Origin of the sequence: Peribacillus sp. FSL E2-0218 (genome assembly GCF_037992945.1) — a bacterium.
In the GTDB taxonomy this organism is placed as follows: Bacteria; Bacillota; Bacilli; order Bacillales; family DSM-1321; genus Peribacillus; species Peribacillus simplex_B.
In genome coordinates this window covers 4722553-4737464 of sequence record NZ_CP150304.1, presented here as the reverse complement: position 1 = coordinate 4737464, position 14912 = coordinate 4722553, and the positions used below count along the sequence as shown (strand labels likewise).

General features: G+C 44.5%; 19 protein-coding genes. 11 read left to right on the top strand and 8 right to left on the bottom strand.

The features are described from left to right. Positions 1-129: 129 nt before the first annotated feature. Complete coding sequence (gene yunB, locus MHI53_RS22975; RefSeq protein ID WP_100533405.1) at positions 130-879, bottom strand: sporulation protein YunB; 750 nt, start codon at positions 877-879, stop codon at positions 130-132. An 87-nt stretch (positions 880-966) separates the two neighbouring features. After that, the gene (locus MHI53_RS22970; protein ID WP_260320194.1) at positions 967-1917 is read right to left on the bottom strand and encodes a M23 family metallopeptidase; all 951 of its coding nucleotides are present in this window, start codon (positions 1915-1917) and stop codon (positions 967-969) included. Between the two features lie 223 nt (positions 1918-2140). Between MHI53_RS22970 and lipA the strand changes: the two genes are divergently transcribed. Beyond that, entirely contained in the window at positions 2141-3061 is a 921-nt protein-coding gene (lipA, locus tag MHI53_RS22965; protein ID WP_100533409.1) for a lipoyl synthase, read from the top strand. A gap of 49 nt (positions 3062-3110) precedes the next feature. Here the strand turns inward: lipA and MHI53_RS22960 are convergent, their stop codons facing one another. Next, entirely contained in the window at positions 3111-3767 is a 657-nt protein-coding gene (locus MHI53_RS22960) for a YhcN/YlaJ family sporulation lipoprotein (RefSeq protein WP_061142421.1), read from the bottom strand. 113 nt (positions 3768-3880) lie between these two features. Here MHI53_RS22960 and MHI53_RS22955 point away from each other — a divergent pair, with 113 nt between their 5' ends. After that, positions 3881-4156, top strand: coding sequence for a YutD family protein (locus tag MHI53_RS22955; protein ID WP_061142422.1), 276 nt, complete (start codon positions 3881-3883; stop codon positions 4154-4156). A 30-nt stretch (positions 4157-4186) separates the two neighbouring features. Here MHI53_RS22955 and MHI53_RS22950 read toward each other — a convergent pair whose 3' ends face one another. Next, a complete protein-coding gene (locus tag MHI53_RS22950; protein WP_061142423.1) occupies positions 4187-4474 on the bottom strand; it encodes a hypothetical protein in 288 nt (95 codons plus the stop codon). A gap of 66 nt (positions 4475-4540) precedes the next feature. Further along, positions 4541-4807 (bottom strand): DUF3055 domain-containing protein, encoded by a 267-nt coding sequence (locus MHI53_RS22945; protein ID WP_061142424.1) that lies wholly within the window; start codon positions 4805-4807, stop codon positions 4541-4543. A 187-nt stretch (positions 4808-4994) separates the two neighbouring features. Here MHI53_RS22945 and MHI53_RS22940 point away from each other — a divergent pair, with 187 nt between their 5' ends. Genes MHI53_RS22940 through MHI53_RS22930 form a run of 3 tightly spaced genes read left to right on the top strand, consistent with a single transcriptional unit; the run spans position 4995 to position 6404 of the window. Next, entirely contained in the window at positions 4995-5132 is a 138-nt protein-coding gene (locus tag MHI53_RS22940; RefSeq protein WP_340372374.1) for a hypothetical protein, read from the top strand. 44 nt (positions 5133-5176) lie between these two features. Next, positions 5177-5614, top strand: a complete 438-nt coding sequence (locus MHI53_RS22935; protein WP_061142425.1) for a DUF86 domain-containing protein — start codon at positions 5177-5179, stop codon at positions 5612-5614. Between the two features lie 22 nt (positions 5615-5636). Beyond that, positions 5637-6404: a TIGR01457 family HAD-type hydrolase gene (locus MHI53_RS22930; protein WP_061142426.1), complete on the top strand. Its 768-nt coding sequence runs from the start codon at positions 5637-5639 to the stop codon at positions 6402-6404. A 54-nt stretch (positions 6405-6458) separates the two neighbouring features. Here the strand turns inward: MHI53_RS22930 and MHI53_RS22925 are convergent, their stop codons facing one another. Further along, positions 6459-6956 carry a phosphatidylglycerophosphatase A gene (locus tag MHI53_RS22925; RefSeq protein ID WP_340372373.1) on the bottom strand — a complete coding sequence of 166 codons (498 nt, stop codon included), beginning with the start codon at positions 6954-6956 and terminating at the stop codon, positions 6459-6461. A gap of 175 nt (positions 6957-7131) precedes the next feature. Here MHI53_RS22925 and yutH point away from each other — a divergent pair, with 175 nt between their 5' ends. The 5 genes from yutH (at position 7132) to thrB (ending at position 12648) form a co-directional block, all read left to right on the top strand. After that, complete coding sequence (gene yutH, locus MHI53_RS22920) at positions 7132-8133, top strand: spore coat putative kinase YutH (RefSeq protein WP_340372372.1); 1002 nt, start codon at positions 7132-7134, stop codon at positions 8131-8133. Positions 8134-8251: 118 nt separating this feature from the next. Beyond that, positions 8252-9166 (top strand): L,D-transpeptidase family protein, encoded by a 915-nt coding sequence (locus MHI53_RS22915; RefSeq protein WP_340372371.1) that lies wholly within the window; start codon positions 8252-8254, stop codon positions 9164-9166. Positions 9167-9356: 190 nt separating this feature from the next. Then, positions 9357-10655 carry a homoserine dehydrogenase gene (locus tag MHI53_RS22910; RefSeq protein WP_061142429.1) on the top strand — a complete coding sequence of 433 codons (1299 nt, stop codon included), beginning with the start codon at positions 9357-9359 and terminating at the stop codon, positions 10653-10655. Further along, a complete protein-coding gene (gene thrC / locus MHI53_RS22905; RefSeq protein ID WP_100533401.1) occupies positions 10652-11713 on the top strand; it encodes a threonine synthase in 1062 nt (353 codons plus the stop codon). Before MHI53_RS22910 ends, thrC begins: the two co-directional genes overlap by 4 nt. Further along, complete coding sequence (gene thrB / locus MHI53_RS22900; protein WP_061142431.1) at positions 11710-12648, top strand: homoserine kinase; 939 nt, start codon at positions 11710-11712, stop codon at positions 12646-12648. The genes thrC and thrB overlap by 4 nt, the downstream gene beginning before the upstream one ends. Positions 12649-12827: 179 nt before the next feature. Here the strand turns inward: thrB and MHI53_RS22895 are convergent, their stop codons facing one another. Beyond that, positions 12828-13064: a NifU family protein gene (locus MHI53_RS22895; RefSeq protein WP_061142432.1), complete on the bottom strand. Its 237-nt coding sequence runs from the start codon at positions 13062-13064 to the stop codon at positions 12828-12830. A gap of 167 nt (positions 13065-13231) precedes the next feature. On the opposite strand from MHI53_RS22895, the gene MHI53_RS22890 reads away from it, so the two are divergent. Next, entirely contained in the window at positions 13232-13561 is a 330-nt protein-coding gene (locus tag MHI53_RS22890; protein WP_061142433.1) for a YuzD family protein, read from the top strand. A 75-nt stretch (positions 13562-13636) separates the two neighbouring features. Here MHI53_RS22890 and MHI53_RS22885 read toward each other — a convergent pair whose 3' ends face one another. Further along, complete coding sequence (locus MHI53_RS22885) at positions 13637-14704, bottom strand: NAD(P)/FAD-dependent oxidoreductase (RefSeq protein WP_340372370.1); 1068 nt, start codon at positions 14702-14704, stop codon at positions 13637-13639. Positions 14705-14912: the final 208 nt, after the last annotated feature.

Genomic DNA, 14912 nt, shown 5'->3' with positions numbered 1-14912 from the left:
CACCTGCAGTGGATTTGAACGGTCTAAGGTACCGTTACTCGCGAGTTTGAGCTTTGCATCCAATGAGGCGGGTTCTTCAAATTGGCTACTCTATAGGCTTACATTTTACTTTAGGGCAGGCTCGTTTTTTCATTGCTTGTTTTCCTTCATGATGGCTGGCGCGACCGCCCCGTTGCCATTACTGAAATAACTTGGTACATCGCCTTCGATCAATAAGCTGCCGACTGTCACTTCCTGGCTTACCTTGGTCTCTTTGGTGAAAGAAGGGATGACGATTTGGATGTTGACATCAAAATCCACGATCAATTCATAATAGACATTATTAATGCCCGCGTTCGTCAGTTTTGTTCTTAGGTCCGATTCAACATTGCCGATCACTGACATTTTCACTGGAATTTCAGGTCCATAGTTGGAGAGGAGGTTATTTCCGGTAACGACGCCTAAAGGTATATAATAGACCACGCTTTTATATTGTTCGTCATTTATTTTAGCTGAACCCGTTTTAAAAGGGTTTCCCTGTTTGATGCCAAGCTTCCTTTGAATGTCTTTCGTGATGTTGGCGCGCAACTCACTGTATATGACTGGATTGAAGCTATAGGAAGAACTGGTACCCTCAGTCCCCTTATTGTTGGTGATGATTTCCTTCATATCAATCTTGGAGATATTCTCATCGACCGATTCATGGATCGTTTCCGTGGCAATCCGTTTGATTTCATTTTCGGCGACATTCATGATTACAGGTTCGATGGTTTTATCGACGTACCAAAGTGTCATGATGCTTGATAGGATGAAAAGGATGAAGGAATAAAGAAAAACTTTACGGGTGGGGAGAGGCCCCTTTTTTCGGAATTTCATTGGGCGAAATCTTTTTCGGAACACGCTTTAGCCCCCTTTACTAATACCTATGCGTCAGCTTCAGGGGAATATGTTGAAATCGAAAAAAAGCAGCGCAAAATTCCTCGCTGCTTAGTTTTGCTTTTTGGCTAAATCTTTCCTTTCCCACATTTTTAAGTATGGGTAAGGGTCAAAGCTCCATTCCGTGCGGCCGTTATCTTTGTACATTCCATAATGGAGATGCGGTGGGAATTTACCTGATGTTCCTGGAGGGCCATAACCTGTACTGCCCACTCCTCCGATGACTTGTCCTGGCTCGACAATATGTCCAACCTTCAGTCCTTCGGTAAACCCGCTTAAATGGGCAAAATAATGATACGTATTATTTAAATCCCGTATCCCTATCCGCCATCCGCCGAATTTGTTCCAGCCTTTCATTTCAATGATTCCATAACTGGTCGATCGAACCGGCAGGCTATAATCAGCAAAGATGTCAGTGCCCTCGTGGATCCTCCTGCCTCCCCAGCCGCGAGCGCTCCCCCATGTATTCAAATACGTATAATGAGTCCGAACAGGGACCGGGAAGGCTTTTTCCTGTAAATCCAGTCGGCCATATTTCTTGTAGATTTCTGCATTGCCCATGATGATGCTGACGGCTTTGTCCCGTTTATAATAATCCCAAAGGGCGATCCTGATATTATCTTCATCGGTGCCATAATTCCGGAGGTGCTTGGAAAACGCATATAAACGGTCCGTATCATTCATGATATCCGCCTTGCCATCACCATTTCCATCCACGCCCAAACCATCAAAAAAGGTGATCGTGAGCGGGTTTACATCATTTAAGTTCGGGTTAAGGATGCCTCTCCATTTTGAAGGCTCGATATTGAGGCCAATCAACCCTTTCGCCGGCTCCAGATCCGGCCGTGCAAGCCGTATGCTATGTTCATATTGATCGGCTCCAGCGAGATAATACCATGGAATCTGGAGTGTCGCCTCCATATTTTTATATAGCTCCATCCTCCCTGCATATGCTTCAGGGATATCGACAGCAGCATTAGCCACTTGGCTTGGACCTTTCAAAATGAACAAACAAGCAAGGGTAAGGAAGAATAATCTTTTCAACGGGGCAGCTCCTTTCATGACACTATCCGTATTTATAAAAACATCAGTCCGTCCATCTTTTATAGTTTTGCTGATTTAGCTTCAAACATGAAAAATAAATAATGGGAATCCAACTATAACTTGTATAAATGTATTTTTATTGTTAAAGTAGGGTGTGTTAATTTCTATAGAATGGAGTGACATTTCCGTGTCTTCTACAAATAAAGAAATTCTTCGAAAACCAGATTGGTTAAAAATAAAGCTTAATACTAATGAAAATTACCTTGGTTTGAAAAATATGATGCGAGAGAAAAATCTCCATACGGTATGTGAGGAAGCGAAATGCCCGAATATCCACGAATGCTGGGCAGTAAGAAGAACGGCGACCTTCATGATCTTAGGGGAAATATGTACAAGGGCTTGCCGTTTCTGTGCGGTTACAACCGGACGTCCCAATGAACTGGACTGGGCTGAACCTGAGCGCGTAGCTGATTCCGTTGTGTTAATGAATTTAAAACATGTGGTCATTACGGCTGTCGCCCGTGATGATTTAAAGGATGGAGGCGCCGAGGTGTTTGCTGAAACGGTTCGTGCCATCCGCCGTAAAAATCCATTCACTTCCATTGAGGTATTGCCATCTGATATGGGCGGGGTGCATGAAAACATCAAAATTTTGATGGATGCCAAGCCAGACATCCTCAACCATAATATAGAGACCGTCAGAAGCTTATCTGACCGTGTGCGGGCGCAGGCGAAATACGAGCGTTCATTGGAGCTGTTAAGAAGGGCCAAGGAGCTGTATCCGGAAATCCCGACGAAATCCAGCTTGATGGTCGGTCTAGGCGAAACTCGGGAGGAAATCCTTGAAACGATGGATGACCTAAGGGCGAATAACGTCGATATCATGACGATCGGCCAGTATCTGCAGCCGACCAAAAAGCATTTAAAGGTTCTTAAATACTACACGCCCGAGGAGTTTTCTGAATTAAAAGACCGCGCTTTGGAAAAAGGCTTCAGCCACTGCGAATCCGGTCCGCTTGTCCGTTCTTCCTATCATGCGGATGAACAGGTCAATGCAGCGGCAAAACATAAGCAAAGCAAAGGCGAAGAACTATTGAAATAGAACGAACGAAAGGACCGAAATATTTTCGGTCCTTTCGTTTTATTGCCGATTAGAGATTGTCCATCTTTTGCTTGATGTTATCATGATGATCTCTTTTATCGTTGATCATTTCCCCGTTTTCATTTTCCACGTCACTCATTTTGTATCCTTGTGGTGACTTGAGCATGCTTTTGATGGTCTGTTCAATCGTATAGTCAATGCCTCTGCTGCCTGATTTCAAGGTAGCGAAATTCTCGACATTTTGGGCAAGGGTGGGATCATCACTAACATATACATGATAATAACGAGGGACGACGGACATGGCAGTGCGCTTCACTTGGTCGGCGGTATCCGTTCTATCCTTGGTATCCGTATCATAAACGACGAGAACCTCCTCATCGGTCACAAGGGTGGATACATCATTGACATTCGGAATCTGTACACTGAGCTTGGAAATGACATCAGAAAGTTGTTCACGATCAATGGAAGCGGTTTTGTTGGAAACATTGCGCCCATTAATGGTCGTCTTATTTGTCCGGGTAAAGCCAAAATCATCGCTTTTATTATCATGGTTCCGATAATCCTCGTCATAGTACTGAGTGGGATTATTTACATTTGTCGGGTTGCCTGCATGGTTCTTTGCACCGAGTCCCTGCTCTTGTTTATCGGAGCATCCCGTCAGTGCAATGATCGAGCTTAAACCTAACGTCATGATTGTCTTTTTCATCAATAACACCCCCGTAACCTTAGGATGGACATATTTCTCTATTTTTCGCTTAGTAATTGATGGGGAATCAGTTATAATTTAAAGAAAGAATGTATGAATGAGAGGTGAAAGCAATGATTACCATCAATAACCTGACCTATGAAATAATCGAGGATGAAAGGGAAGGCTATAACGAAGAAGCCTTTAAAGCCAGGTACAGTGAGATTTTAACGAAGTATGATTATATTGTGGGGGACTGGGGCTATGGTCAATTAAGGCTGCGGGGCTTTTTTGATGATACGAATCAGAAAGCGACCTTTGACACGAAAATCAGCACACTTAGTGAATATTTATATGAATACTGTAATTTTGGCTGCCCGTATTTCGTCGCGAAGAAAATCAAGAAATAAAAAAGGCCAGAAATGCTCTGGCCTTCCAAGTCATGAGCTTCCGTACCCTTTATAGGGCGGCTGTTCATCTTTTTCAGGATCATCATGTGTCGGATGAGCACCAGGGTATTTTCGTGGCAGATCTTCATGCAGTGATTTGTTTTCATAATTGAAGGCACTTTGGTACCGTTGCCCTTCCTGCCATGGTGTGTTTTTATTCTCGACTGGTTCATCTTTTGCTATGGGTGATCCAAAAGGTCCTTCGGGAAATTCTTCAGGAATCAGATAATCCCGCTGCTTTTCGACATTGGAGAAGTCATGGTACTCTTCTTTGTCCAAAGTAATCCCCCCTCAAGTAATCGTACATTCAGTAGGTTTCCCCTTCGGGAAGAAAACTTCAGCTTTTTAGACAATTTCCATTAAAAAGTGACTTAGTTCTTCCGCCTCCGCTTCTGACAGCTGAAAGGCATGCTCAAGGTAGCCTTCCTCTTCTAAATCATCCGGTCCAATGATGGCGAAACGGTTACTCTGCATATTCAGCACGAGTTTTTTTCCATAAAACCGATCGGTTGTCGTGATCGCCAAATCGTACCTTGATTCCTCTCCCATGAAACTGATGAACCGGGTTTTTGAATCAACGACATCGTTGTATAAATAAAAACGATCTTCCAATAGTATCATCCCCTTGTTATTTATTTGTAGTTACATCATAACAAAGCGACTTTAATAGGGGAACAGTCATTTTCAGATTGGGTTTCCTGCTGCCTTGCGTGGGACAAGGCGGGATCACCAGCATGGTTCAAGGGATTTATGTTAAGAATACAAAGGTACATCATGCGCATTATCCAGTGGTCCATCCATGAAAAGAGCACTCATCCGCCATACGTTGAAGGGAATGGGGCTGAAGGAATTGAGAGTGTGGGAGAAGCTATGGTATCATCAAGTAATGAGGCTGGTTTGGCATAGGAATATGATCAGGCTTGCCAATCAATTATAGCAATGATCCCCATATCACCTTAGATCAGAAAGGATCTGGAAAAAATGTACTTTGTAGACCGTCAAAAGATTGAACAAATATTGGTTTTTCTTGAAAAGCAGCTTGGACTTTTTGAAGGGCTGGATAATCGGAATGGAGACCATTCGGAGCTTATCGCAGAAAGGCTGGTACATACTTCCATCGATTCGGTGCTTGATGCAGGAAATGCGATAATCGATGGTTTCATCATGCGCGACCCAGGCAGCTATGATGATATTATCGATATCCTCCATGATGAAAAAGTCATTTCGGAGGATAAAGCGCTGCAATTTAAAAAAGCGCTGCCATTAAGGAAAATGCTGGTGCAGGATTTCATCGAAGTCGATCACCTAGAACTGCATTCCGTATTCAAGGAAAACATCGAGGCATTCAAGTCATTCCCTGATTCAGTGAGGGACTATTTAACGAATGAATTGGGACCTGTATCAGCTTTTAAAAACTAGCAGTGTTAGGAAGGCGAACGAAATGAAGGCGTATAAAGGATATTTAATTGACTTAGATGGCACGATGTATCGCGGGACCGAACAAATTGCGGAGGCGGCCGGGTTCATCAATGACCTAAGGAAAAGGGAGATCCCTTACCTATTCGTAACGAACAACTCGTCCCGGACCCCGGCACAGGTTGCTGATAAATTGAGGAGCATCGGGATTGCAACGGAAGATGATCAAGTTTTCACGACAAGCATGGCGACTGCGAATTACATAGCCCAACAAAAAAAAGACGCTTCCGTGTATGTGGTGGGTGAAGAAGGGATCATCGAGGCCATCAAGGAAAAAGGAATGGAGCTGGTCGATGACAACCCGGACTTCCTCGTGATGGGCATCGACCGCGGCGTCAACTATGAGAAGCTCTCAAAGGCCTGCCTGGCAGTCCGGAATGGCGCTGTCTTCATCTCGACCAATGGGGATATCGCCATTCCTACCGAACAAGGCCTCTTACCCGGGAATGGTGCGTTGACATCCGTTGTTTCCGTTTCGACCCAGGTACAGCCGATTTTCATCGGTAAGCCTGAATCGGTCATCGTCGAGCAAGCGCTTCAAGTTTTAGGGGTACCTAAAGAAGATACGATCATGGTCGGAGATAATTATGATACGGATATCATGGCCGGCATCAATGCTGGCATCGATACCTTGCTTGTCCATACTGGCGTGACGAATGCTGAACGCCTGAAGGAATATGAGCAGCAGCCAACCTATGTGGTCAACACCCTCGACCTTTGGCACTTCGAATGAAAAAAAACCAGGTCTGCCTTGGCAGCCCTGGTTTTTTTTGTCCTTGTTGCCTGATCATTCTACATTCTTGGTTCGATGGGCAAGCCGGCTCGAAGCGGCAGCGGCGATGGCCCCGACGATATCATCTAAAAAGGTGTTGACCTTGCCTGTGCTTTTATCATTTAAATATTTTAGGATACCCGGTTTTTGTTTATCGATGAAACCATAATTGGTAAAGCCGATCGATCCGTAAACATTGACGATCGATAAGGCCAATATCTCGTCGACTCCATATAGCCCTTCATCTATTTCAATGATGCTCTGTAAAGGTTCCTCAAGTAATTTTTTCTCAGCCAGTATATCCAGCTGGATGCCGGTCAGGATGGCATTCTGGACCTCTCGTTTTGAAAGGACCCGTTCGACATTGTGAAGGCAATCGGACATTTGGAGATTTTCATGATAGCTAGATTGTAAATACATGACAAGTTCCGCGATATCCTCCATTTTAACTCCTCGTTCACTTAGCCATCTGCGAGCTGTTTTTTCAGACATTGATTGTTCGATATTAGCCATGTCATCACCCATTTCTCTATAGTATTAGGGATAAGTTCTAGTGTGAATCCAGGAAGTGCTTCGTTTTTCCAAAAGGTTTCGATAATCATTCAGAAAACGGGTTATTCCACATATATATATAAGTATATGATGTCCACTATTTCTATTATATCCATTCAATGAAGGGGGCCATTCCATGATAGAAGAAATCATTTTCAATAATTACGGAATCCAAGTGGAGCGGGAAGAGGCTAATAGCCGGTTTCCGAGCTTTCGGTCAGGGAACATGTTTTACAGCATCGTTCCAATAGAGAATATGGAGCAGGAGGAATTGGTCGAACGCCATAAAATGTCACAACATATGATTTCCCAAGGCGATCGTCACGTTTCGGCGTTCGTCTTGGCCAATCATGGCAGTTATGTTTCGGAAGCCGATGAACAATTATTCATCCTTCTGGGCAACCAGGCGTTGGATGGTCCGAAAAATTTCAATCCAGGAAGACGACTGGCAAGATTCCATCAGCGTGGGAGAGGGATTAATGAAACGATTTCCGCCTGCTCGAGAATCGGTAAATGGAAACAGCTCTGGGAGAAAAGGATCGATCAACTGGAACGGATTTGGAGGGATAAGCTGACAGCCCATCCCGATAACCAGTTTGAAAAATTATTTATAGAAACCTTTCCCTATTATATGGTGCTAGGGGAAAATGCGATTCAATATTTGGTCGACACGGAAATTGATGATACGCCACAAATTGTCGATAGCGGCACGGTTTGTTACGAACGTTTTTTGCACGATACTTGGAAAAGTAATAAATGGGTGAAAAATCCGTTTGATTGGGTATTCGATCACGGTACGAGGGATGTGGCAGAATGGGTGAGGGAACACTACTTTACGAATGTGCATACGCACCAGCGCGGCATCGGCCGCTTTTTTCACGAATATCAAACCATTGAACCGTTCTCTAGTTTTTCGGCACGATTGTTATATTCGAGAATGCTATTTCCGATTCATTATTTCGAAACGGTAGAAGAATATTTCTCCAAGACAACGGAAGCAAGATCGAATGAGTTGGAAGATAAAATCGCACAAATCACGAAATCATCCCAGCAATATGAATCCTTCCTTAAACACTTTTATGATTTGGCCGAAGTTCCGGCCAAACAATATGATTTGCCTAAAATTGATTGGATTTAACTGAAAACTGGAAAGAAATATGATTCATCCAGATTGACTATGTTATGATGATAACAAGATTTTTTTGAATAGTTTGATTTTATCCGCGAATTCAACCAAGATGGGAAAGGAAGAGTCGATGAAAAAAGTGATGATGGCAGGCCTTTTACTTCTGTTGGGCCTTCAAGTGACCTTGCCTGCGCAGGCTGAAACGAAAACGGGCTGTGAAGCGCCACGATTCAAAATCGTCATGAAGACGGCTGCTGATGTGAAAGAAAAGGCTTCTGCTTCAAGTAAAACCTTAAAAACGTACAAGAAAAATGATGAATTATCGGTCAGTGGCAGAAGCGGAAGCTGGTATAAAGTTTGTCACGCGAAAAAGACCGCCTATATTAGCATGAAGCATGCAAGGGAGGTTTTCAGCACCGGTGAAAAATCCCTGCTGAAGAAGATCGATACGAGAAAAGGCGTCAACCAGGTTGTATCCGTGACGGCTAAATCGATGGGTGATGTGAGGGTTTCGATCCAGCCATATGAAAAGAAAGACGGCGAGTGGCGACGGGCCTTGAATAAGATGAAGGGCGTCATCGGGAAAAAAGGCTTCACGAAGAGCAAGAAGGAGGGAGATGGGAAATCCCCGGTAGGAATCTACTCATTCGGGACGGCGTTCGGAAGCGAAACGAAGCCGGACGGCCTAAAAATGGACTATAGGAAAACGACGAAATACGACTATTGGATTGATGATCAATCATCCCAGGATTATAACAAGTGGAAGACCTATAAGGGGGACCCTGATCAAAAGTGGAAGTCCTTTGAAAAGATGAATCATGAACTTTATAAGTATGGGGCGGTCATCAATTATAATACGAATCCCATCGTGAAAGGAAAAGGCAGTGCAATCTTCCTTCATGTTTGGCGAGGGGAAACGAAGCCGACTGCTGGCTGCGTGGCAACTGCGGAAAAGAACGTCCTCGATTTGCTGAAATGGCTGGACCCCGCGCAAAAGCCACACATCATCATGGGTACGGAGGAATCATTGAAACCCGTTAAGTAGCAATGGGGGAAAGGGTTTTCCGTTAAAAATATTCACCATATCCGTGCTTACTGCATCAAGGGTTGAATCCTAAAAGTTCGGTAATGCTTTTTTTCTAACTATTGATAATTATGAGAATTGAACTTATAATGTCTACTATACAAATACAAATGTTTTCTGTAGATAAACAGTTTCTAAGGGGGAGCCAAATATGAAAGTCATCTCGATCGGTTTATTGGGGTTAGGTACAGTCGGATCAGGAGTCGTGCAAATCATTGAAAGCCATCAGGACAAGCTGATGCATCAAGTGGGCTGTTCCATATCCATCAAGAAGATACTAGTCAAAGATACGACCAAGGAGCGGCTTGTCGAGATTGATAAAGGCATGCTAACGGAAAATCCCGAGGATATCCTTTCCAATCCCGAAATCGATGTCGTGATCGAGGTTATGGGTGGAATTGAGGAAACACGCGGTTATCTGACAAAAGCGATAAAAAATAAAAAGCATATCGTCACGGCCAATAAGGACTTAATGGCCTTATACGGACCGGAACTGCTGGAATTGGCCACTGAGAATCAATGTGATTTATTCTATGAAGCAAGCGTTGCCGGGGGAATCCCGATTTTACGAGGACTTGTAGACGGGTTATCTTCGGACAGGATCACGAAAATGATGGGGATCGTCAATGGAACGACGAACTTCATCTTAACGAAAATGAGCAAAGAAGGCAGAGCTTATGATGACGTATTGAAGGAAGCCCAGGAGCTCGGATTTGCCGAAGCCGATCCGACAGCTGATGTAGGGGGACTGGATGCCGCCCGTAAAATGGCGATACTATCCACACTCGGATTCTCGATGAACATCGGCTTGAATGATGTGGAGGTACAGGGAATCACCGAGATATCCGAAGAGGATTTGAAATATAGCAAAAAGCTTGGATATACAATGAAATTGATCGGTGTAGCCTCAAGGGCTGGGGAAAGGGTGGAAGTGAGTGTCCAACCGGCACTGCTTCCGGAAGCACACCCATTGGCCTCGGTAAACAACGAATATAATGCAGTCTATGTGTATGGCGAGGCTGTAGGGGAGACGATGTTTTACGGACCAGGAGCGGGGAGTCTCCCGACTGCCACTGCCGTCGTCTCGGATATGGTGACGGTCATCAAGAATATGAGGCTTGGGGTGAATGGGCGCAGTGCCGTTTCACCACAGTACCCGAAGCAATTAAAAGATGCCACGGAGATTTTCGCGAAGTTCTTCCTTCGATTACATGTCCAGGATGAAGTGGGCGTATTAGCCAGAATTACGAATTTATTCGCAGAGCATGGGGTGGGGTTCGACAAAATCCTTCAATTGCCGCTTGATGAAAAGGAATCCTCTGAAATCGTATTGGTGACGCATACGGCCACTTTGGCCGCATTTGAGCAAATAAAACAGAAACTGCATGACTACAATATGGTACGTGAAGTGAAAAGCACATATAGAGTTGAAGGAGAGGACAGTAAATGAGCTGGCAAGGACTGATAAGCACGTATAAGGATTTTTTACCTGTTAATGAAAACACACCCGCACTATCCCTTTTGGAAGGCAATACGCCTTTAATAAGACTGGATCGCTTATCCGAAGAGTGGGGCATCGACCTGCATGTTAAATATGAAGGAGCGAATCCCACGGGTTCGTTTAAGGACCGCGGAATGGTGATGGCTGTCGCCAAAGCCATCGAGGCTGGCAGCGATACGATCATCTGCGCCTCGACTGGCAATACGTCAGCCGCTGCAGCCGCCTATGCCGCCCGCGCCAACCTTCGCTGCATCGTGGTCATCCCCGAGGGGAAAATAGCCATGGGCAAGCTTGCCCAAGCCGTTATGTACGGAGCGGAAATCATCTCAATTGAAGGAAACTTCGACCACGCTTTGAAAATCGTCCGTTCGCTTAGTGAGAGCTCACCGATAACGCTTGTGAATTCGGTCAACCCGTTCCGGATCGAAGGGCAGAAGACGGCAGCCTTTGAAATTTGTGACGCGCTTGGCTCAGCGCCGGATATATTGGCGCTTCCAGTCGGAAATGCAGGGAATATAACGGCGTACTGGAAAGGCTTTAAGGAGTATAATGAAGCGAAACAAACGGGCCTTCCTGAAATGAGGGGCTTCGAAGCGGAAGGAGCAGCTGCGATTGTCAGGGATAGCATCATCGAGAACCCCGAAACGATTGCAACGGCGATTAGAATCGGTAATCCTGCAAGCTGGGACTTTGCGGTCGAAGCTGCAGAAGAATCCAAAGGTAAAATCGATGAGGTGACGGACGAAGAAATTCTCGAAGCCTATCATTTCCTGGCCAAAAAAGAAGGTGTCTTTGCAGAACCGGCGTCGTGCGCTTCCATCGCTGGGATCTATAAACAGTTAAAAAGCGGTGAAATCAAAAAAGGAAGTAAAATCGTTGCGGTACTGACAGGGAATGGGCTGAAGGATCCGAATGTGGCAGTCGATACAAGCACGATTCAACCGACGTTGCTGCCAATGGATGAAGAAGTCATTTTAGAGCATTTGCAAGGTGTGAAGCAGGCATGAGCGCAGAATCAGAGATGTTCTTGATCCGTGTACCGGCAAGTACGGCCAACTTGGGACCGGGATTCGATTCCATCGGTCTGGCGCTGGGGCTTTACTTGGAAATACACGGATCTTCATCAGATCATTGGGAAATCATCCCGCTTTCAGAAGAGATGTCTGTTTTTCCAAGGGACGAACGAAATTATATCATTCAAATTGCCAAGAAAACGGCTGCCGCATATGGGAAGGAGCTATCTCCATGCCGGCTTTTCGTCTCCAGCGAAATCCCATTGGCAAGAGGTCTGGGGAGCAGTGCCTCTGCCATTGTGGCCGGCATCGAATTGGCAAACATCGTAGGTGAACTCCAATTGACCGATGATGAAAAGAATCGACATGCCTCCCTTTTTGAAGGGCATCCCGATAATGCCGGAGCATCCGTATATGGCGGCTTGGTTGTCGGCCTGCATACACAGCAAAAGACGGATGTCGTTTCGTTTCCAATTGAGGGAGTTAAGGTAATTGCTGTCATTCCCGATTTCGAATTGCTGACTGAGGATTCTAGAAATGTCCTTCCCGCATCTCTGCCTTATAAAGATGCGATAGCCGGAAGTGCGGCTGCCAATGTGTTCCTTGCCGGCGTCATGACGAAGGATTGGAAGCTTGTTGGCGAAATGATGCAAAGCGATCGTTTCCATCAGCCCTATAGAGCAGAGTTGGTTCCTCATCTAGCCCATATCGAAGAGGTTGTTCTTCAGGAAGGCGGATTTGGGACAGCACTAAGCGGTGCAGGACCGACCGTTTTAAGCTTAACTTCCAAAGAAAATTCAGCAGCAGTGCTCACGGCATTGAAGCTGGAGTTCCCGGAATATGTCGTGAAAGAGTTGGAAATCGATAATGATGGCAGTCATACGGCAATCCTCTCGGAACAGGAAAAAAAAGGATTGGAATTTTTGTAACCGTAAGCGATTGAATGATGTGACAAAAAAAAGCTGACCCGTGTCGAGCCGTATCAATCCATTGATAAGGCATAAGCCGAGTCAGCTTTATTTTTCTATAACAGTCCAGGCAAAGTGCCTGTCTGCATGAATTTAATTGGATTCTTCAATCCATACGTGGCATGTTATTTAAAGGGATATTAGAATACCTGTTCAACTTCCACTACACCTGGAACTTCTTCAAGAAGGGCGCGTTCAATCCCCGCTTTTAGCGTAATGGTCGAACTTGGACAGCTTCCGCAGGCTCCCAGTAATCGTAATTTTACAATTCCATCTTCTACGTCGACTAGTTCACAGTCACCGCCATCGCGAAGAAGAAACGGACGAAGCTTATCTAGAACATCTTGAACTTGGACTTCCATTGTTTGGTTAGACATTGCAATCGACTCCTTTCCTAATCATATTATAATGCGAAGGTAGTAAAAAATCCAACTGTAACTTTGCGGAAATATAATCTATATTATATATGTACGATGGAAAAAGGTGAATGTTCTTATAATGTAATCAAGATGCAGCAAATATACTGGAAAGAAGGAGGAAGAGTATGGTAAAGAAAGACATTGAAATAGAGGTGTATGGTGCGGAGCAAATTTGTGCGAGCTGTGTCAATCTGCCCTCTTCAAAAGATACATGTGAATGGCTTGAAGCCGCTTTAACGAGGAAGTTTCCAGACCAAGACTTCAAGATCTCCTATATCGATCTGTATAATCCTCCTGAAGAGCTGAAACAAAAGAGCTTTGCCGCAAAAATGATCGAAGAAGATTTATTCTATCCGCTTGTCCTCATCGAAGATGAAATCATCGCGGAAGGAAATGTACGTCTAAAAAAAGTGGTGGAAGCGATGGAGAAATATGGATATAAGGTGCAATTGTGATATATAATGGAAGCAATGAAAAAACTGACCCATGAGGCGAGCTGTACGCAGCTCTTGGGCCAGTTTTTGATAAGATTAACCGTTATGATATTTATACATCCAGAGGATGCCTGATTTCATGAGGCGCGCCACTCTTCCGGTGATCGGGCGATTCGCTACAAGGCCGAACCCTTGTTTTTTCCCAAGAGAACCTAATGTCCCTTTTAGCTTCATGGCAGGGAAACTTTCAGGAAGCGGTTCATTTGCCCATTTCTTCACAAGGACTTGGGCGATTTGCTCAGCTTGGGACTCCGCTAATTGAGCACTTGGTGCATGCGGCAGGCTTGCACAGTCGCCGACGACAAAGATGCTATCATTAGTTGGAAGGAAATGCTGAGGAGTAAGGACGGCTCTACCTTGACGATCCTTTTCAATATCCATATCACGGATGATCTTGCTTGGCTGAATTCCAGCAGTCCAGACGATGACGTCACTTTGGACAGCTTCGTCGCCATTATAAAGCAGGTTTGGTTCAACTTTGGTGATATTAGAATGATGAACGATTTCGATTGTATGTTTATCAAACCAAGATTCGACAAACGTGCTTAATCTTTCTGGGAAAGCTGAAAGAATATGCGGTCCGCGGTCGAATAGCTTAACGTTCAGATCCGAACGACTTTCGATCAATTCACTGGCCAGCTCGACACCGCTGAGTCCGCCGCCCACGATGGACACGGTTGCACCAGCACCTAAATTATTCAAAGCTGAATATGTGCGGCGTGATTTATCAATCGTTTGGATACTATACGTATGTGTGTCTGCACCAGGAATATCGTGGTATTTATCTTCACAGCCAAGGCCAATGACTAAATCATCATAAACGACAGGTTCTTGATTTTCTATTATGACTTGTTTGTTTTCCATATCGATGGAAAGTACTTCTCCGTATACGTTCTTCAAGCGAGGATGTTCAGGAAATGCAACACGGATGTGCTGATCAGGAATGGTGCCTGCTGCTAAAGCGTAATATTCCGTTTTTAAGCAGTGGTAAGGATTGCGGTCGATAAGCGTGATGCTTACATTTTCAGGAAGCTGATTAGGCAGCAATCTTTGCAGCATACGCATACCACCATACCCACCACCAAGTATGACTAAATTCTTCATATGATTTTCCCCTTTATAAGATCTCTTTGAAAAATTTGATAATCGTTCCACTTGTAGAAAACAACTATTCCACTCTAGGATTCTCCCAAATGAACCTTTGAAATTTTTACTGAATATATATACCCCATTAGTAGTAAGAATAAAAAATTTTTAATCATTTTCTTTTTACATACCCCGACAAAAGTATAACGAATATATAAGGAAATCA